Source organism: Flavobacterium sp. GCM10022190 (genome assembly GCF_042656445.1).
GTDB lineage: Bacteria > Bacteroidota > Bacteroidia > Flavobacteriales > Flavobacteriaceae > Flavobacterium > Flavobacterium nitratireducens.
On record NZ_JBHSOQ010000001.1, the window covers coordinates 1,191,154 to 1,211,681 of the forward strand.

General features: G+C 34.7%; 12 protein-coding genes. 7 read left to right on the top strand and 5 right to left on the bottom strand.

The features are described from left to right. Positions 1-6 precede the first annotated feature (6 nt). The gene (locus ACFPTQ_RS04975; RefSeq protein ID WP_379774612.1) at positions 7-1,809 is read left to right on the top strand and encodes an alpha/beta hydrolase fold domain-containing protein; all 1,803 of its coding nucleotides are present in this window, start codon (positions 7-9) and stop codon (positions 1,807-1,809) included. Between the two features lie 275 nt (positions 1,810-2,084). Next, positions 2,085-3,167 carry a GntR family transcriptional regulator gene (locus ACFPTQ_RS04980; RefSeq protein WP_379774614.1) on the top strand — a complete coding sequence of 361 codons (1,083 nt, stop codon included), beginning with the start codon at positions 2,085-2,087 and terminating at the stop codon, positions 3,165-3,167. A 188-nt stretch (positions 3,168-3,355) separates the two neighbouring features. On the opposite strand, the gene ACFPTQ_RS04985 is transcribed toward ACFPTQ_RS04980, so the two are convergent. Both ACFPTQ_RS04985 and ACFPTQ_RS04990 read right to left on the bottom strand, forming a co-directional pair. Further along, positions 3,356-5,302 (bottom strand): RagB/SusD family nutrient uptake outer membrane protein, encoded by a 1,947-nt coding sequence (locus tag ACFPTQ_RS04985; RefSeq protein WP_379774617.1) that lies wholly within the window; start codon positions 5,300-5,302, stop codon positions 3,356-3,358. A 12-nt stretch (positions 5,303-5,314) separates the two neighbouring features. Further along, positions 5,315-8,398: a SusC/RagA family TonB-linked outer membrane protein gene (locus tag ACFPTQ_RS04990; RefSeq protein WP_379774620.1), complete on the bottom strand. Its 3,084-nt coding sequence runs from the start codon at positions 8,396-8,398 to the stop codon at positions 5,315-5,317. 675 nt (positions 8,399-9,073) lie between these two features. Between ACFPTQ_RS04990 and ACFPTQ_RS04995 the strand changes: the two genes are divergently transcribed. From ACFPTQ_RS04995 to ACFPTQ_RS05005, 3 genes are all read left to right on the top strand, one after another. Then, positions 9,074-10,303: a rhamnogalacturonan acetylesterase gene (locus tag ACFPTQ_RS04995; RefSeq protein WP_379774623.1), complete on the top strand. Its 1,230-nt coding sequence runs from the start codon at positions 9,074-9,076 to the stop codon at positions 10,301-10,303. Between the two features lie 17 nt (positions 10,304-10,320). Next, positions 10,321-13,188 carry a glycoside hydrolase family 2 TIM barrel-domain containing protein gene (locus ACFPTQ_RS05000; protein ID WP_379774626.1) on the top strand — a complete coding sequence of 956 codons (2,868 nt, stop codon included), beginning with the start codon at positions 10,321-10,323 and terminating at the stop codon, positions 13,186-13,188. Between the two features lie 301 nt (positions 13,189-13,489). Then, positions 13,490-15,031, top strand: coding sequence for a rhamnogalacturonan acetylesterase (locus tag ACFPTQ_RS05005; RefSeq protein ID WP_379774628.1), 1,542 nt, complete (start codon positions 13,490-13,492; stop codon positions 15,029-15,031). Between the two features lie 165 nt (positions 15,032-15,196). Here ACFPTQ_RS05005 and ACFPTQ_RS05010 read toward each other — a convergent pair whose 3' ends face one another. Beyond that, positions 15,197-17,653, bottom strand: a complete 2,457-nt coding sequence (locus ACFPTQ_RS05010; RefSeq protein WP_379774631.1) for a glycosyl hydrolase 115 family protein — start codon at positions 17,651-17,653, stop codon at positions 15,197-15,199. Between the two features lie 167 nt (positions 17,654-17,820). Here ACFPTQ_RS05010 and ACFPTQ_RS05015 point away from each other — a divergent pair, with 167 nt between their 5' ends. Then, positions 17,821-18,807: a pectinesterase family protein gene (locus ACFPTQ_RS05015; protein WP_379774633.1), complete on the top strand. Its 987-nt coding sequence runs from the start codon at positions 17,821-17,823 to the stop codon at positions 18,805-18,807. A gap of 157 nt (positions 18,808-18,964) precedes the next feature. Here the strand turns inward: ACFPTQ_RS05015 and ACFPTQ_RS05020 are convergent, their stop codons facing one another. Then, a complete protein-coding gene (locus ACFPTQ_RS05020; protein ID WP_379774636.1) occupies positions 18,965-19,423 on the bottom strand; it encodes an SRPBCC family protein in 459 nt (152 codons plus the stop codon). A gap of 26 nt (positions 19,424-19,449) precedes the next feature. Here ACFPTQ_RS05020 and ACFPTQ_RS05025 point away from each other — a divergent pair, with 26 nt between their 5' ends. After that, a complete protein-coding gene (locus ACFPTQ_RS05025; protein WP_379774639.1) occupies positions 19,450-19,617 on the top strand; it encodes a hypothetical protein in 168 nt (55 codons plus the stop codon). A gap of 92 nt (positions 19,618-19,709) precedes the next feature. Here the strand turns inward: ACFPTQ_RS05025 and ACFPTQ_RS05030 are convergent, their stop codons facing one another. Continuing rightward, entirely contained in the window at positions 19,710-20,360 is a 651-nt protein-coding gene (locus ACFPTQ_RS05030; protein ID WP_379774642.1) for a hypothetical protein, read from the bottom strand. Positions 20,361-20,528 lie beyond the last annotated feature (168 nt).

The following is a 20,528-nucleotide window of genomic DNA, read 5'->3' on the forward strand; positions in this document are numbered from 1 at the left end:
GAATAAATGATTAGAATAAACAAAATATTCTTTTTGGGAATAGTGTTTTTTTGTACCATGGGGACTGAAGTTTTTTCACAAGAAAATCTTCCTTTCACACTATGGGAAACTATACCTGGAGCTAAAACAAATTTAAATTATAAAGAACAACTCCGAACAGATACTCAAGGTATTACCACTGGAGTGGATAAGGTTGTGGTGCCTACTTTGACTCCTTTTTTAGTAAAAAATTCTGCATCTCCTACTCCTGCGGTTATTGTTTGCCCCGGCGGAGGATATTCACATTTGTCTATTGAAAAAGAAGGGATTAAAGTAGCTAAATGGTTAAATTCGATTGGGATTTCAGCATTTGTTTTGAAATACCGTTTGCCATCAGATGAAATCATGTTAGATAAAACAGTTGGCCCTTTGCAAGACGCACAAGAAGCGATACGTAGCTTGCGTAGAAATGCAAATAAATGGAATTTGGATGCTAATAAAATTGGAATCATGGGGTTTTCGGCTGGTGGTCATCTGGCTTCTACAGCCTCTACACATTACATGGATAAGGTGTATGAGAGGAATGATGTTGTTAGTGCTCGTCCTGATTTTTCAATTCTAATTTACCCAGTGATTTCAATGGAAAAAGGAATTACTCACGAAGGGTCAAAAAATAGTCTTTTAGGGAAATCGGCTTCGGAAAAATTGATTGCTAAATATTCGAATGAAAAATCAATTAACGAAAATACCCCTCCTTGTTTTATAGTTCATGCTACTGATGATTATGCTGTTCCTGTCGAGAATAGCATTAATTATTATATGAATTTAAAGAAGAATAAAGTGGCAGCCGAGATGCATTTGTATCAAAACGGAGGGCATGGTTTTGGTTTAGGGAATAAAGGGACTAATACGTATTGGCCAACGGCTTGCGAGAATTGGTTGATTGCCAATAAAATTGTAGCCGAAAAAAAAGTATATCTCTTCTCTTATTTTAAAGGAAATGGAGTAGATGGTTTGCATTTAGCTTACAGTGAAGATGGATACTATTGGCAAGCTTTAAAAAAAGATACTTCCTTTTTAACACCCGAAGTGGGTAAGGATAAACTAATGCGAGATCCTTGTATTATCAAGGGAGGAGATGGTTTGTATCATATGGTTTGGACTGTAAGCTGGACCGATAAAGGGATTGGTTATGCTTCTTCTAAGGATTTGATTCATTGGTCTAAACAGGAATTTTTGCCTGTTATGGAACACGAAAGCAGAACACGAAATACCTGGGCGCCCGAAATTACCTATGACGAGGTGAATAAAGAATACATGATTTATTGGGCAAGTACCATTCCAGGGAAATTTCCGGAAACACAAACAACCGAAGACAGTGGCTACAATCACCGAATTTATTATACAACTACCAAAGATTTTAAAACCTATTCTCCAACTCAGTTGTTATATGATTCAGGTTTTAATGTGATTGATTCTTCTATTTTAAAGAATGACAAAGGTTATGTCATGTTTTTGAAAGATGAAACCAAATTACCTGTCCAAAAGAATCTTAAAGTAGCTTATAGTGATAAATTAACAGGACCTTATTCAAAGGCGTCTGAGCCCATTACTGGAAATTATTGGGCAGAAGGTCCAACAGCTATAAAGATAGACGGCAAGTGGGTGGTGTATTTTGATAAATACCGTGATCATAAGTATGGCGCTTTAAAACAGACAGATAATGGCTGGGAAGAGGTCTCGGACAAGATGGTTTTTCCCTCTGGAATACGTCATGGAAGTGTATTTGAAGTGCCAAAATCGACTCTTTTACAGTTAATGAAGGAATAGATTAGGTACTTCTTAAAATAGAATTTATGATTAACACTTAATAATTTTTATAATTAAATTGGGTGTTTTTTTGTTGTAGTTTTCAATTAAACATAAACTGTTTGGTTTAAGATTGAGACAGTAGTTTTTTGATTAAAATATTGTGATTTAAATTTTAATTGTTCAATTATTTGTTTGATAGGTAATTTTATTTTTTATTTCATATTTTTTAAAATTTTGTTTATTTTTATGATAAGTTGTTAGCAGGAATCAGGAAAGCTATAAGTTAAAATGTTATGGAAAAGGAAAAGTTTTTGACTAAGGTGATGGTGGATGAGGGGATATCATTTTCAATGAGTTTAAGTGAAAACTCAAGGATACCCAAATACAAACAGATTGTCGATTCTATTATTGATAGTATCGCAACAGATAAATTACAAATGGATCAGAAGTTGCCTTCAATAAACATGCTTAGTGAGGAATTTTATCTTTCCAGAGATACGGTAGAGAAGGCCTATAATATTTTAAAGAAACGAAAGATTATTACTCCTATTCGTGGTAAAGGTTATTATGTAACTCGTACAAAATTGATTTCTAAAGTCAATGTGCTTTTTTTAATCAATAAATTGAGTTCCTATAAGATGAGAATTTATAATTCTTTCATTAATACCATCGGAGGAAATTCACAAACAGATTTACATATTTACCACTGTGACCAGACTTTGTTTATTAATCTTATAGATAAATACATAGGAGCTTATGATTACTATGTTATTATGCCACATTTTAAGACAGGTGATTCTACGCATTGTAGTTCGGGAGAGAGTGTAATACAAGCAATAAAAAAGATTCCTAAGGATAAACTAGTGATACTTGATAACAATAAAGGTATTGATGATTCAATTATTGAAGTTTGTCAAGATTATGAGAATGATATTTATGGCGCTCTAAAGCAAGGAATTGAAAAGATATCTAGATACAATAAATTAGTTTTGATTTATCCAGAAAGCTCGGTTTATCCTTATCCAAGACGTATTTTAAATGGTTTCAAACGTTTTTGCTTAGATTCTGGTATGGAATATGAAGTTTTAAGAGAAGTATATGATGATATCGTATTAAAAAAAGGAGATTTATTTATTACGATTGAAGAGTCCGACTTAGTGAGTTTAGTAAAACAAATAAGAGATAAAGATTTTGAATTAGGAAAGGAAATAGGTGTGATATCCTATAATGACACACCCTTGAAAGATTTGTTAGGGATTACAGTTATTTCAACTGATTTTAAAGCAATGGGTGTTACGGCAGCCAATATGATATTAAATAAAGAAACAGGAAAAATCAAGAATCCATTTAATTTCATTGATCGAAATTCGATTTAGTTTTCCAGTGTGCCTAATGGTTAAAACAGATATAACTTGTAAGTCGAAAGATTTACAAGTTTTTTTATTTTTCTTTAGAATAAGAATTATGCTTATACTTTTTTAGGTTGATAGTCAGCTGTTTTCAGTTTTAGAATAAAAAAAATGGAGATCATCATGATCTCCATTTTTAATAAATGGAATGGCTACTAATAACCAGGATTTTGCATTTCTTGTTTTTCAGCTGCTGTTAATGGTCTTCCGTTTTTATAAATTCCATCTAAGAATGTTTGTGGAATTGGTCTCAAAAGGTGGAAGTCTTTAATGTTAGGGGCGGCTTCAGGATTATAAGCTTTTGCTCTTGCAACTAATGTTTTTGTTCTACTTAAATCTTCCCAACGGTGAAATTCACCACATAATTCTCTTGTACGTTCGTTTAATACTAAACAAAGCATACGGTCATAATCGCTTGTGTAACCTAATTTTGTAATTACAGCTTGATCTTCTGCCGGTAAACTGCTAATACTTGAAATAGTCAAACTAGTTGCTGCAGTAGTAGGAGCAATATTATTAGATTCGTAATAAGAGTTTTCAGGCATGAATGAAACTGCTCTGCCTCCTTGAACAGCTGTTGTCCAAGCAGCTGATCCATCTGTATAAAGTTTGCGATCTTCACCTGATTTGTAAGTTGCACGATTTCTCACCGTATTGATATAGCTTAAAGCATCACTGTAGGAACCAGTACCAAGTTTAGCTAAGCGAATTTTGGCTTCTGCTGCTAATAGATAAGTGTCGGCTGAACGAGCTAAAATAATATCTCGACTTCCTTTTGTGGCGTTGAAATCCAATCGAGATCCGTCCATATATTTGCTCAAAGAAGGGAATCTTACATCTTTCATCAATCCGAAGTTGTCTGCTGCATAGGCTACGTATACACTTGGGATTGTTTTGGTTTTTCCAGGATATAGATAATTTACGTTTTTGGTCAACGCAAAGCGTGTGTCTGATGGTGTATTCATTATATACATGATGCCTAAATCACCATTTACATAACCACTTCCTGAAGCAGGCTTATTAACCATGCTTTTTGTTTGGAAACTTTTCCAAAAACGGGAATCATTTACTTTATCAAAAATGTCGTAAGTAAAATAGGTTGGTGCCAGACGGCTAAAGGGTCTTCCTCCAGATGTATTACGTTCCATTTGTGGTAATTGATCGTAAGTAGAAATGAAATATAAATGTTGTTGGTTACCCCCCGTTGTTAATTGATTTGAATTAAAATCGGCTGATAAAATTAATTCTGATAATTTTTCATTAGCTCCGTCAGCGGCTTTAAAATCCCATAAATTAACATAGTTTGGGGCTAATGGATGACGTGTGATTACATCGTCACATAGCGTAACTACCTGTTGCAAATCAGCTAATTTTGTTGATGAATTCCAAGCATCATTGATTTCACTAGCACGTGTTATATAGGCTTTGGCTAAATAATGTGCAGCTGCATCTTTAGTAATTTTGTTGGGTCCTCCTGTATTTCCTAATAGGTTGTAGGCTTGGGTGAAATCAGCAATAATTTGATTCAAGACTTCTTGTGAAGTTGCTCTAGTGTATTCTTGTTCAACAGTTGAACTATTTGGTATTAATTTTAAAGGAACACCGCCATATTGTCTTACTAATTTTAAATAGTTGTAAGCTCTCATGAAGTATCCTTCTCCTAATGCAGTTTTTTTGATTGCATTATTTGTTGATACAATGTTTGTTGCTGATTCAATTATTTGATTTGCATTTCCGATACCAATGTATAAATTATCCCAATTGGTATTAGCGGCTACAGTATTGGAATTTGAAACGGTTACAAAAGAACCAAATCCTGAAGCATATGAATTCCATAACCCATTTGATGGGTCGCCTCCTACGTGAAATTCATCGGTACCTGATTGTGTAGCGGTAAGTGGTACTTCGCGATTCATGTCTAATGCGAATACTTGGTAATAAGTACCAACAGACAAAGCTAGAATACCTTCTTCCGTTTTTAAATATTCTTTGTCATAAGCTGTAGTCAGTTTTTCATCTAGAAAATCTTGATTACATGATGAGCTAAGTCCTAAAGTAGCGACAAGTATTAAGTTGAGATATATTTTTTTATAATTTTTCATAATTTAATTTTTTTAGAATTGAACATTTAGTCCTAAAGTCATTCCTCTGTTTGAAAAAGTAGTTCTAGTGTCAAGATCTACCCATTTCACTTTTGAAAAAATCATTCCCGGATTAGCAGCTTGCATGTAGACTCTTAATTTCGATAACCCAATTTTCTCTACAAAGTCCCTTTCAAAGTTATAACCTAGGGAAATGTTTCTTATTTTTAAGAAAGATCCGTTTTTATAACCGAAAATAGGGTTGTATAAATCTCCTGTACCTGCTGAAAAGAATGGTTTTTGGTATTCAGCATTTGTATTGATATCAGTATAGTAGTCAAGTTTTCTTTGACTAGTTTTTCCGCTAAGATTTTCTCCACCTACATCGTATAAGTAGTCAAATCGACCTATAACAAAAATTGATAATTCAATGTTTTTATAATTGAAGGTGTTTGTCAAACCAGCAATGTATTTTGGCTCAGTACTTCCGATGATAACACGGTCATTATTAGCATCTATTTTGTAATCTCCGTTTTGATCAACCGGTCTCGCATTACCAAATGTGAAAAGTGTAGGGTTGTTAGCAGCAGTATTAAATTTTGCCATCTCAACAGCATCTTCAGGTCGCCAAACTCCATTTGATTCAAAACCGTAAATTACTCCTTGTGGTTGTCCTATGAATCTATTATTGTTGATGTCATCAAATTTTCCATTTTGTAGTTCAACTATTTGACTTTGCTGATATGAAGCACTTAGGTTAGAACTCCATTCAAAATTATTTGTTTTAACGTTGACAGTATTCAAAGTAAGTTCTAAACCTTTAGCTTTTGTTTTACCAACGTTTTCAAGCGTTGTTGAAAAACCTGAGACTGTAGGTATACTTCTTTCTAAAAGTAAATCGTCGGTATTTGATGTATAGTATTCTAAACTTCCTGAAACTCTATTGTTGAATAATCCAAAATCTACACCATAGTTATATTGAGTAGTCTTTTCCCATCCTAGGCCAATATTTCCTAATTTACTATTATAGGTGACTCCTGACGATGTTGAGTATAAAATTTGAGATAAAGGTGGTTGTGTTGCATATGCTGGTACTGCTGCATTACCTGTAACTCCATAACCTGCTCTAAGTTTTAAAGCACTAAGCCATGAGATATTTTGTAAAAATTTTTCTTTGTCAATTCGCCAAGCTAGAGAGGCACTAGGAAAATAGTCGCTTCTGTTTGATTTAGCTAATTGAGAAGCGGCATCATTTCGAATTGAGGCAGTAATTAAGTATTTGTCATCATATCCATAGGTTAGTCTACCCATGTAAGAGTATAATCCCGTTTCAGTAATATTAGAAGAATATCCTGCTAATGTAACATTGGCAGTGGTTAATGCATTCCATTTGTTTTCAGGGTTCTTAATGTTTTGCGCAGACATTTCACTTTCTTCATTGTTGTATTGTGTCTGGCTTTGTAATAATGTAACTCCTATATCGTGTTTACCAAATGTTTTGTTGTATAAAAGTAAATTGTCTAGAGTGTATGATATAGTTTGGTTTTTTGCTAATGAAGCAAAGCTGGTTCCTGAACGTGCTGATGATAATCCATTTAAATATACACCATTTCTATATGTAGTCAAGTCTGGTCCAAAGTTGATACGGTATTTTAAACCGTCTAAAGCTTTTGAGAATCCTCCAAAATCCAATTGCCCATAAATGCTACCAAAAATTCTTAGTGTTAAACGCTGATCTTGTGAATATTTGTATTCTTCGTAAACGTTTCTAATAGTCGAATCTCCTCCAGGATTTTGAATTCTGTTTCCGTTTGCATCAAGAGGTACAGCGTAAGGGAGGTTTTGTCTGGCAGTAATATAAATACCATCTGAACTAGCCACGGCAGATCTTCCTACATTGGATAAACCGTATTCATTTAATCCATAACTAGTGTTAAGGTTAATTCCCATTTGGAACCATTTTGTAGGAGTAATGTCAACGTTAGCAATTCCATTGTAGCGTTTGTAACTTTGTCCTTTTAATGTTCCTGTATTGTCTAAGTATCCAAATGATCCATAGGCTTTCATTGTTTCGGTACCCCCACTAACACTTAAAGTGTGTTGTTGTGTAACACCTGTTTGAGTCACAAATTTTGTCCAATCAGTTGTGCTTACTTTTGATCCGTCCCATACTTCTTTTCCATCTACAATGCTCCATCCTTTTTCGATGTTAGCCCAAGCAGCTGGATCCGCGGTTGCTAGAAATATATCTTTGTCATTGGCAATTGTAGGCTTGTCTCCTGGTTTAAAAGTTCCAGGATTTGAATAATATCTAGCCCAACGTCTTAGTTCGATGTACTCTCCTGCGTTCATTAATGGAGCAAATTCATGAATTTTTTCTGTAATTACAGCTGTATCGTAGTTCAAAGTATATTTTCCGTTTTTTCCTTTTTTAGTTGATACTATGATTACACCATTAGCACCACGAGAACCATAAATCGCAGTTGCAGAGGCGTCTTTTAATACGTCAATCGATTCAATGTCAGTTGGATTGATGAAGTCGATACCTCCTGAATTTAATGGGATACCATCAACTACATATAAAGGCGAGTTGGATGCAGTAATAGAGCGTGAACCACGAATATTAATTCTACCAACAGTACCTGGTCGTTCGTTTGAGCTAATGTCTACCCCCGCAGCTTTTCCTTGCATGGCTTGAACTGCATTTTGAACAGGTCTAGAGGCAATTTCATCGGCACCTACACTCACAATCGATCCGGTAAGGTCTTTTTTCTTTCTCGTTCCATAACCTACCACTACTACTTCTTCTAGTTTTGCGCCTTCTTCTTCGAGTTTAACATTAATGTTTTTTTGGTTTCCAACTTTAATTTCAGAAGTTTTCATTCCAATAAAAGAGAAAACAAGAATATCTTCAGGTTTTGCTTTGATAGAAAATTTTCCATCAAAATCAGTTTGGATTCCTGTTGAGGAATTTTTAATCGATACATTGGCTCCTGGTATCGGTAATCCTGTGTTGTCTTTGATAGTTCCTGTAACTGTATTGGTTTGAGCTAAAGCAGTCATGGAGGTTAACATGATGCTAAAGTAAACCAGATACATGGCTAATGAATTTTTCATACAATAGTTGTTTTTGGTTAATTAATTTTTTGGTTTTTTAAAGTAATTTGTGTGGTTCGCAATTAATAATTATATTTTTTATACTTATCAAAAAAAAAGACTTAATTTATTGCGATATAAAAATATTGTTAACCTTTATTTAACGTATCCTGCTCTTTGAGTTTTTTTACTATTTATTATTAATTTTATTACTTGATAAAAGTGTTTTTTACACTTTTTTTTAATTTACTGATAATGAGTAACTTGTGCTTTTCATGCCTATTTTAAAATTACAACGTACATTTTTAACTAAAAAAAAGTACGAAAAAACTGTTAGGTTTTTTTCAGTAAATTAAGAATGTAATCGATTGTTATAGCTTTGAATCGGTCATTTTTTATAAAATGTCTTTTTTTTACCTGTTTTTGTAGCTTCGAGTTTTGAGTCTTTTATTATTTAGTAAAAATTCAATATTATCATTGTAGCCTAACAGTACAGGATACTTTATCAGTATTAAAATAATAGCTTAGTCCGCTTTTTATTAATAATATATTTCTGTTATGGTTACAAAAAACATAAGGTGGTTAGTTTTTGTTTTAAATTTTTTATTTGTATTGTCAACAAATGCTTCTGTTGTTGATTTAAATAGATATGTTTCAACTAATAATAAAGCAAACTCAAAAAAAATAGAGATTGAAATGTTTTTTTTATTTGGTGCAAAAGCAAATAAAAAAGGAAACGTTCACAGAATAGATAATGCACTAGTTTATGATTTGAATAAGGGATATGGCTTTGACTTTAATACAGAGGCTAATGTAAAGTTGAATTCAGATTCTTTTAGTACCAACGTACCGACCTATTTTTCTGTAAAACTCCCAGAAGGCAATTATAAGGTTTCAATAACCTATGGAAGTACAACTAAAAACACGAATACAACTATAAAAGCCGAATCCAGAAGATTATTTTTGGATCAACAAATACTTAAAAAAGGAGCAATAAAAACTAAGACATTTGTAGTTAATGTAAGAACGCCTAAAATTGATGCTAATTCTAAAATTCAGTTAAAAGATAGAGACATGGATCAGCTAAATTGGGATGATAAACTAAGTTTGGAATTTTTAGGTTCGGTAGAAATTAAAAGTATTAGTATAGTTTCTGTTTCAAATTGTAAAACAGTTTTTTTAGCGGGCGATTCAACAGTAACTGATCAAGATGTAGAACCTTGGGCATCTTGGGGGCAATTCATTACCAATTATTTTAATGAGAATATTGTTGTGGCTAATTATGCTGTTTCAGGGGCATCATTGCGTTCGTTTAAATCTAGTTTACGTTTAAAAAAAGTACTGTCTATTATTAAACCAGGCGATTATTTACTGGTTGAATTCGCTCATAATGATGAAAAAGAAAAAGGAGTAGGAATTGGTCCTTGGGATTCGTACTCAGCTTCTTTAAGAGAATTTGTTCAAGCCGCCAGAGACAAAGGAGCAATTCCTGTTTTGATTACTCCAGTTCAACGTCGTGTTTTTAATGCCGATGGAACTTTAAAACTTACCCACGGTGATTATCCGGATGCCATGCGAAAAGTAGCTCAGGAAATGAATGTGCCGCTAGTTGATTTGACAAAATTAACGACTACTTTGTATGAAAGTTGGGGCGACGAAGCTTCCCGAAAAGCTTTCGTTCAATATCCAGCCAATACTTTTCCGGGACAAAAAGATAAACTAGAAGATAATACACATTTCAATTCTTTTGGAGCCAATGAAATTGCACTTTGTGTGATGAAGGGGCTTCTGGATTTGCAGCATCCTTTAGCTAATTATTTTAGAAAAGAGGTACCTCAATACAAACCGAATCAACCAAATGCTTTCGCAAAATGGACGCTGCCTATGAGTAAGCGTTTTGAAATTGTCAAACCAGACGGAAATTAATTCTATAATCAAATTTTATGTTTTTAAAAAAATCATTACAAGCTGCGTTTTCATTATTTCTACCGTTTTTATGTGTAATAACTGCAAATGCACAACAAACTAAAAAGGTATTCCTTTCTGGAACCGATTTCGAACATCCAGTACAATGGGATTTTATGTGTACTGCTGGAAATAACAGCCAAAAATGGTCTAAAATCAATGTGCCTTCTAACTGGGAATTGCAAGGTTTTGGCGAATATACTTATGGCCGTTGGTACAAAGAATTAAATCAAAAAGAACCAAGTAAAGAAGAAGGTTTCTATAAACATGAATTCCAAATTGCAGCTTCCGATAAAGGCAAAACCATTTACATTGTTTTTGGCGCAGCCATGACAGATACTGAAGTAAAAATCAACGGAAAATCAGCAGGACCAATTCATCAGGGTGGTTTTTATGAGTTTAAATACGATATTTCTGCTTTGCTGAATTATGGTGGAACCAATGTTCTGGAAGCTCATGTGTCGAAACATTCGGCTAATAATTCAGTAAATGCAGCTGAAAGAAAAGCCGATTGGTGGCTTTTTGGAGGAATTTATCGTCCGGTTTGGTTAGAAATCATGGCAAATGAAAATATTGCCCATGTAGCTGTAGATGCTAAAATGGATGGAACGCTAAATGCCAATTTAGAACTTCAAAATATTTCGCAAAAAAGTAGCATTACAGCAACTTTAACTGCGATTGGAAGTACTACCATTTTGGGAAGTTTTTCTTTTGATGTCAATGCAAAAGAAGAACAAAAAGCGATTACTATGCAGTTTCCAAATGTAAAACCTTGGAGTCCAGAGACGCCTAATTTGTATAATTTAAAATTAACATTGAATCAAAATGGTAAAACCATCCATGAAGTAACGGAACGTATCGGATTTAGAACGTTGGAATTCATCAAAAAAGACGGAATCTACGTGAATGGTAAAAAGATTATCATGAAAGGGGTTAACCGTCATGAAATTTGGCCAGAGTCAGGGAGAAGTACCAGCAAGCGTTTGAGTATCATGGATGTCAATTTGTTGAAAGATATGAATATGAATGCCGTGCGCGGTCATTATCCAGCCGATAGTCATTTTTTACAGGTTTGCGATTCATTAGGAATTTTTGTTTTGGATGAATTAGCTGGTTGGCAAAATTCTTATGATACCGAAACGGGGAGTAAATTAGTAAAAGAAATGGTTACTCGTGATGTCAATCATCCTTCTGTGATTATCTGGGATAATGGAAACGAAGGTGGTTGGAATTATAAAGTTGACAGTATTTTTGCCGATTTAGACCCTCAAAAACGTATTGTCATTCATCCTTGGGCTGACTTTAACGGATGGGATGCACATCATTATCCTGCTTTTCAAACCGGAATTCACCGTTTTGTAAATGGTGAAAATGTTTTCTTTCCAACCGAATTTATGCACGCTACTTATGATAACGGTGGAGGAGCAGGATTAGAAGATTTCTGGAATCATTTTAAAGAAAGTCCGTTGTTTGCCGGTGGATTTATCTGGGTTTTTTGTGATGAAGCAGTGAAAAGAGTAGATTGGACTGGAAAAGAACAATTTGATTCGAAAGGTTCTTTGGCAGCCGATGGAATTCTCGGGCCACACCGTGAAAAAGAGGGAAGTTTCTTTGCTATTAAGGAAATTTGGTCACCTATTCAGTTTGCTCCGGTGAGTATTACTTCCAAATTTGATGGTTCTTTTTTCATTACTAACGATTACATTTTTAGTGATTTGAATAGCTGTACCATGGAGTACAAAGTCATTAAAGGCCATAAAGAGGCTTTTTATGGAAATGGAAGCAATATTATTTTAGATCAAGGAAAAATTGCAATTCCTTCTATCGAACCAGGAGCAACTTCTAAAATTAAAATGCCTTTAGCAACTAATTTTTTCGAAGGTGACTGGGTAGAAATTATAGCACGCGACCAACACGGAAGAGAAATTTATACATGGTCATGGACTATCCATAAAGGAGATTATTTTGCTGAGAAATTTTTGTTGAAAAAAGAATCAAAGTCAAAAGTGAGTATCAAAGACGAAGCAGCTTTGGTTTCATTAATCAGTAAAGATGTTCAAGTTTCAATTGACAAAAAAACGGGAAAAATAATTACTGTAAATAATAAGAACGGAATCGTTCCTTTGACTAATGGTCCAACGCCAATTGGTATGAAAGCTGAAGTGAAAAATGTGGAAACTACCATTGAAAATAATACGGCCGTTTGTACCGTAAATTATATTGGTGGAATTAAAAAAATCAAATGGACCTTGACTGCCGATGGACGTTTAAAAATGGAAATGCTAGCGCTAAAAGATGCAGGAGCTAATAATGGTTTTGATGGTGCTTTTTTCCAAGATAAGGTGGATGCTTTTGGGATTACTTTTGATTTTCCTGAAGAAGGAGTAGAAAGTATGAAATGGTTAGGGAAAGGCCCTTATCATGTTTGGAAAAACAGAATCAAAGGAACTACATATGGAATTTGGGATAAAGAATACAACCAAACCATTCCAGGAGAAAGTTTTGAAAATATGGTTTTACCTGAGTTCAAAGGTTATCATGCTAATTTGTATGCGGCATCTTTGAAAGCAAAAGGGAATAATAGTTTCAAAATGTTTGCAGCTTCTGAAAATGTGTTTTTGAGATTGTTTACCCCTGATTTGCCTAAAAATGCGTTTGAAGGAGCTTATCCGCAACCGGCATTTCCAGAAGGGAATATTTCGTTCATGTATGAAATTCCAGCAATGCGTGATTTCAAACCAATTGAGCATCATGGACCACACAGTCAGCCAGCCAGTATTAGAATTAAAAGTGGTGATGACGGTATTCAGATGAATATTTGGTTTGATTTTAGAACTGAAAAATAGTAATTTATTTTGCCACGAATGCACGAATACTATTTTAAATAATAACGGCATATTACACCAATTAATTTCAACTAAGTTGAAATGTGTTTGTGAAAATAGGACACAACGATTGATGAAAATAATTAGTGCATTCGTGGCTAAAGAAAATACAGCCACTAATTCACGAATGATTTTAAAAAAGTATTTCTGGATTACACTAATTAATTTAGACTAGTGTTTGTGGAAATGAAAATATTGAGTTTTAAAAAAAAATAATTAGTGCATTCGTGGCTAAAGAAAAATAATAACAAATAAATAAAAAATGAGAATTACCAAATTAATGCTATTTGCCTTTTTAGCACTTTTTTTAATGCAATTTCAGGCCAATGCACAACAAAAAATAACCGTTTACACGGTAGGAGATTCTACCGTTAAAAATGGTCGTGGAGATGGTTCAGGAGGTCTTTGGGGCTGGGGTGATTATATCGGTCAGTTTTTAGATAGTACTAAAGTTAGAATCGAAAATCATGCATTGGGAGGAACCAGTTCAAGAACCTACCAAAATCTAGGTTTATGGGATGCGGTTTATAAAAAATTAAAAAAAGGAGATTACGTCCTAATCCAATGGGGGCATAATGACGACGGACCTTTGAATGATACTATTAGAGCTCGTGGAACGATTAAAGGTATTTCGAATAAGTCCGAGAAAATAGTAAATATGATGACCAAAAAAGAAGAGGTGGTGCATACTTATGGTTGGTACATTCGTAAAGTAGTGAAAGAAGCTAAAGAAAAAGGAGCAATTCCAGTAGTGATGTCGCCAATTCCAAGAAATACTTGGAAAGACGGAAAGTTGCCAAGAAACAATACGTCTTATGGATTATGGGCGAAACAAATTGCCGACCAAGAAAAGGTTACTTTCATTGATTTGAATGATAGAATGGCTAAGAAATTAGAGCAGTTTGGCGAAGCTAATGTAACAGGAACTTATTTTTATAAAAAAGATCATACCCATCCATCGGCTAAAGGTGCCTTGATGGCAGCCACTTCTATTATTGAAGGTCTAAAGGTTTCAACTAATTCGTTGAAAAATTACATCTTGGAAAATCCGGTAATTAAATTGCCGAGGAAAACGAATCTTTTCCTGATTGGCGATTCTACGATGGCTGAAAATAATAATGAAAATGCGGTGGGTTGGGGTGTAATGGCTCCACGTTATTTTGATACAACCCGAGTGAATATTGTAAACAAAGCCAGAGGCGGAAGAAGCAGTCGTACTTTTGATTTTGAAGGTCTTTGGGAGAAAGCCAAAAAAGAAATTTTACCTGGTGATTTCGTTGTAATTCAGTTTGGACATAACGATGCTGGAAAAATTGATGGAGAGAAATTCAGAGGTTCTATAAACGGAATTGGTGACGAAACGCAGGTCGTAAATCGTGCCGATAGTTTGACCGAAACCGTTCATACCTATGGTTGGTATTTGAAGAAATACATTCGCGAAGCAAGAGAAAAAGGAGCAACTCCTATCGTGATGAGTTTGACACCCAGAAACGAATGGCCAAATGGAAAAGTAGAGCAAAGAAACACGACTTATGTGAAATGGGCTCAAGAAGTTGCCGAAGCTGAAAAAGTTGATTTTATCAATTTGAGTGATAAAGTAGCTCAAAAATACGAAGCTTTAGGTCAGGAAAAAGTAAAAGCATTTTTCCCTAAAGACCATACACATACCGGTAGAGCAGGAGCCAATGCAGTAGCCGAAACCGCTGCAGAACAACTACGAACTTTGAAAAAATTAAAGATTAGTGATTTGGTTTTAAGCAAAAAGGAGATAGAAAATCTGCCTCCGTTGGAATTGAATAAATAAATTTCTATTAGGATAAAAATTGGCACACCGATGAATCGGATTTAAGCAGATTATCACAGATTGAATTTTTTCCTAGAAAAGAAATCCGTTTTTATCAGTTTAATCTGTGTGATCTGTGTGCTAACTTAGCCAACTTACCAACTTTTTTTAAAATATGAGATACCCTTATTCAAAAGGTATCTCATATTTTTTTTGTCCTTTAGGATACACTGCAATCTGGTCGATAATAATACCAGTTTGATTCACTTCAATAGTTATGCTGTGCTTTCCTGTGTTTTCTATTTTTACAGGCAATGTGAAAATAGCTGCATTGCGTAATACATTGGCTTTCCAGTAGGCATCTCTATCATAGCTATTTAATTTGAAAGTTTTGCTGGTATTTGAATCGAATGTAATTGTTGCCTGATGATTGGAATCATTAGCATGTGTTGGAATGAAACGCACTTCCACTTCGTATTCCCCAGTTGTTTCACTGTCAAAAGTATAAGTTACCGAAGGTTTTTCTGCTTCAAAAGAACTTGTTTTTAATGGAAATAATGTGATGGCGGCATTACTGTATCCAAAACCTTCTATCGCTTTCCATTGGTATTTTTTTGCTCCTTGACTTGCAGAGAAATCTTTAGCTTGAATCGCGATTAATTCAGTAGTTGTTGCTTCTTTCTTTTCTTCAATTTTTACTGGATTATCATATTTTATAGCGTCAAAAACAGGTAGTTTTCGAGGAGCCATACTCATCATATTGTTCCATTTACCGTTGCTCATTTTAGTATTGTAAAATTGAGTCAACTCTTCAATGGTATGATAAGCTGCTTCGGATAAATTTTGGAATTTTTCCTTGCTTGAAGCATTGGTACTTTCTAAAGCCAGTTTCCAATACAGGAATTTATGATTCATAGCGGCAGCAGCTTTTACAGGATAGGCAACCAATTGGAACCAGGCATCTTTTCTTTCTTGTGGAATAGAAGTCGATAAATGATTCACTTTTTCTACCAAGGCATCATACATTTGGATTCTTCTTTTGGCTTCTTCTGTAGAAAATTCAGAAGACTTAATAGGAGTAGTGGGTTCCGTTTGACTCCATCCCATATATTCAGGCTTTCTCAACATGGCTAATCGGTAATATTCACTCATGATTTGGCTAACTTCATTAGCAATTTCCGGCTTGAATTCTCTTGCTGCCCAAGCCGTTAAGTGTTGACTGATTTCATTTGGTTTTATCGAATTGATATCCCAGGCTAAATCCATGAAAAATTCCAAATTGTATTCGGTAGGTTTTATATCTCCCACATTGACAATCCACATTTTTCCATCGCCATTTGCGTAAGCTTTAGACATTTCTTCCCAAATTAAACCGGGCTGCATACTGCTTAACCATAGGAAATCATGTGGTCTTCCCCAATAGCTTAAATGGTAATATACACCACCGCCACCAACTCTTTTTTGCTCTTTTTCATTGCTAAAATGCCTAATGTAACCGTAATTATCATCGGTCCACATGAGGGTAACATCCTCTGGAATTTTTAAACCTTTATTGTATTGTTCTAGAACTTCTTTGTACGGAATCAGCACTTGCGGAATTGTTTTCGCCGGTTTTTTGAAGGTTGATGCCAACATTTCTCTTTGTTTGACAATGATTTTCTCCACCATCTCTTTGGCTTCATCGGCATTTTTTGCCCCTTCCATTTGGCTATCATGAACACCACGCATTCCCAAGGAGTAAATGGCTTCGGCTTTGCTGTCCCGCACTTCATTTAGACGCCCCTGCCAGTAGTTGTTGATGTTGGTGCTATTGGTGAAATAATTAAATTCACCCATGGTTTTTTCATTCCATTCATCGACATTGTTGCGCATCATGGGTTCAGCATGAGAAGTTCCTAGCAGAATATTGTATTTCTGGGCCATTTCTTTATTACCTGTGATTTTGAAAAAAGCTTTTGTCGAAGTATGCATGGCCGGCCAGATACAATTGGCTTTCAGGCGAAGTAGCAATTGAAATATTTTTTCGTAGGTTTTAGGGCCAATGTCGCCCGTTTCAGGTTCGAAAGTTTGGGCTGCCCAAGGTTGTAATCCCCAGTCTTCATCATTTAAAAAAATACCACGAAATTGCACCGAAGGACTTTCTGTAATTCCTTCTTTCGGAAGATTCAATACTACTTTTTCTTTTCGAATAGGGTGCACATCGGCCCACCATTTCCAAGGAGAAATTCCTAATCTTTCGGCAGTTTCAAATATTCCATAAACCGTTCCGCGAACATCATTACCTAAAATGAATAAATTGTTTTTTTCTTTAGAAATAGAAAAGCCTTCCCAAGCGCCTTTTATGTTTTTGTTTTGATAAGATTTAAATAAATGATCACTGATTTGACCAATGTAAATGCCGTTTTCAGCATTTGTTTTTTGAGTTGGAATAATTTGTGGTTTTTGTCCTGTGATTTCCTGTATGTCGGTTGCCAATTCATTTACTGCCCATGCAATAAGTGGGTCGGTATTTTGATCGATGTAAATAGTACTTACTTTATTTTTCTCAGCAATTAGAAATTGAGTTTGCTTTTGTTGAGCCCGAAAAATTTGTGTTGTAAAAAGTATTAAAAGTAAAATGCAATATTGAATTTTGCTTGTCATCTGGTGGTTTTTTTATAGCTGTCTAAAATAAGCCAATAAGCTGTAAATAGGAAGCTTTTTCTTGTTTTTTTATTAATTGTAATCGATTACTTAAAACTAGATTTTTTTCTTTATTTTTGAGTTTCAGGCTCCGCTTTGTTTAATGGGGCTGCAATTAATATAGTAAGATGATGAAGTATTTTTTAGTATTTTTTTTATGTGTTTTTTCGAATGTTGGTTTTGCTACAGAATTAAAATCAGATTGGGATAAAAAGATTGTCGTTGCTCAGGATGGAACCGGAGATTTTAAAACTATTCAGGAAGCAATTGATGCGGCTAATACAGATACTGTAAGAGTTTTGATTTTTATAAAGAATGGAATTTACAAAGAGAAAGTGGTGATTCCGTCTTCCAAAAAAGCTTTGCAATTAACAGGAGAAGACAAAGAAAAAACAATAATTACTAATGATGATTATTCAGGTAAACCGAATCCAAATTCCAGCCGTAATTATGGAACTTCGGATTCGTATACACTGTTAGTTCGTGCCGATGATGTTCGAATTGAAAATGTAACCATTGAAAATACTTGGTGCGAGAAAGGCCAAGCTGTTTCTTTACATATCAAAGGAACTCGTTTTACAATTAAAAATGCCCGAATTTTAGGTTGCCAAGATACGCTTTTGACGGATGGAGATTTTACGTATCAATACTATGAAAATTGCTATATCGAGGGCACGACCGATTTTATTTTTGGACCGGCAAGGGCGGTTTTCAAAGATTGTATTATTTATAGTAAAAAAGATTCGTACATCACTGCCGCTTCTACACCCGAGAATCAGGAATTTGGTTATGTATTTTTGAATTGCAAATTAATAGCCGATGCCAATGTGACCAAAGTCTTCCTTGGGCGTCCATGGCGTCCCTTTGCTAAAACGGTATTTATGAATTGTAAATTAGGCAGTCATATCGTTCCAGAGGGATGGGATCCTTGGCCAGATGAGCGTTTTCCGGATAAAACCAAAACCGCTTTTTATGCCGAATACAAAAACAAAGGCAAAGGAGCCAAAACCAATAAAAGAGTGGCCTGGTCACACCAATTAACGAAAGAAGAAGCCGCAAAATATACTTTGCAAAACATTTTTCCAAAAGATGATTTTTGGAAAACGATTCGGTAATTTCTCAGCTCCGCAAAGTCTCTGACTTTGAGGATGTGTTATTCTGTCTGTGACAGACGCAAAAAATATCGGTTGTAAACCGATTAGCACAACCGCAAATTTGTAAACTATGCGGAGCTGTGTGAAAATATATTATTGATTGTTTTAAATAGAATCGTTATTTCTCGCAAATTTCTTTCAGCTTGTTGAGCGCTTTTGGGAAAGTATCGTTCATATAATCTACAAAATCTTCGGAGGTGTCGAGGTCAACTGTAACAGTTGTAATACCATTATTTTCTTCGAAAGTGTAATTCTCAAAACCATTTGCCCATTTGGCTACTTCCTCGCCTTCTGTGATTTCCTCGCCGGCTTTGTAAAGCCCATAATGCTGAATAGAAATAAATTGATTCGGAATGTTCTCTTCAATTCTGGAAACCATACCTCCTTTTTCCCCATTTTCATCCACTCCGATAAATAGGATTTTAGAGCCCTTTTCCCAATTGCCTTCGTATGTTGAGGTAGGGTTAAACATCGCCGTCCAAGCCTCATAGTTTGATTTTTCATTAATGCCCAGCATCATATCATAAACCTGACTTGCGGGAGCTTTAATGCTGATTTTGTATTGTAGTTTTTTCATGGTGATGATTTTTTAAATTGGTCGATTTGATTTTTGAAAGAAAAGAGGTATTTGTTGCAAATGAGCACCAGATTGGGCATTCATTTCCAATGAAAAAATCAGGAACAATAAAAGAAAATGTTTCATTTCAAACAGGTTTAAAAAATGGCTTAACGGCTAGGGCTTGGCGAAGTAGGGGAGTTATGGAACCCTAAACTGTCCGCCCGCACCGAATTTTGTTAAAAGTAATAAATATAATTGAACCGAGAAAACCCCTATTTTGCCAAACCCATGTTATAGGGCGTTTTTATTCTGTCCGAAGTGTAGGGCATTCGTCTAAATTTAAAGTTTGTTTGTTTTTATCGTCACAACCATATTTTAGCATTGCTCTAAGTCTTCCGTTGTCGTCCTTTCCAATACCAATTCTTATTGCAAACCAGCAGTCATTAGATTTGTCCCAATATTCACAACTACCGTAACCGTCACCTGTTTCGCTGTCTTCGTCAACTTCTGACGCTAAAAAAAACATTGAACCTAAAATTGCTTTTCCCGATTTGGTGTCAACAGTTTTATTGTCTTTGTCTATGAGTTTAAATGTGTAAGTCAAATTTGTTAAGTTGTTTCTTGTAACTGTCAGAACATATTTATTAATGTCCTTTGTTGCTTTAAAAGTTGTCTCTTTATTTAAATTGAGGTCTTCAGGAAAATACGTTGTGTCTTTGCCAGTTATAATGTAATTGTCAATGAGTTTTATAGGCTCATTGTAGTCCGCAAGTCCATTTATAAAAGTCTGGTCGTATTGCGATTTGTCTTTGATGTAAATTTCCAAATTAGGTTTGTCAGCCGAAATAGTTTGTAAAGTGTCTACCAAGTTTTGGTCAGTCGCTTTTTCTGTTGTCTTGTTGTTGCAACCATAAAGTCCAAATGCTAATGTCAATATGTAAATTATTTGTTTCATTGTGTCGTCTTTTAAAATGCCCTATAACTCGTATATACTCGCTATAAAATAGCGCATATACACCCCAATTAGGGTAGATTGTCGCTATAAATTTATTTTTGTCATTCGCTAAAGTAAATAAAAAATATTTTCTTACAAAACAAAAAAGCACAGCCTAAGCTGTGCTAA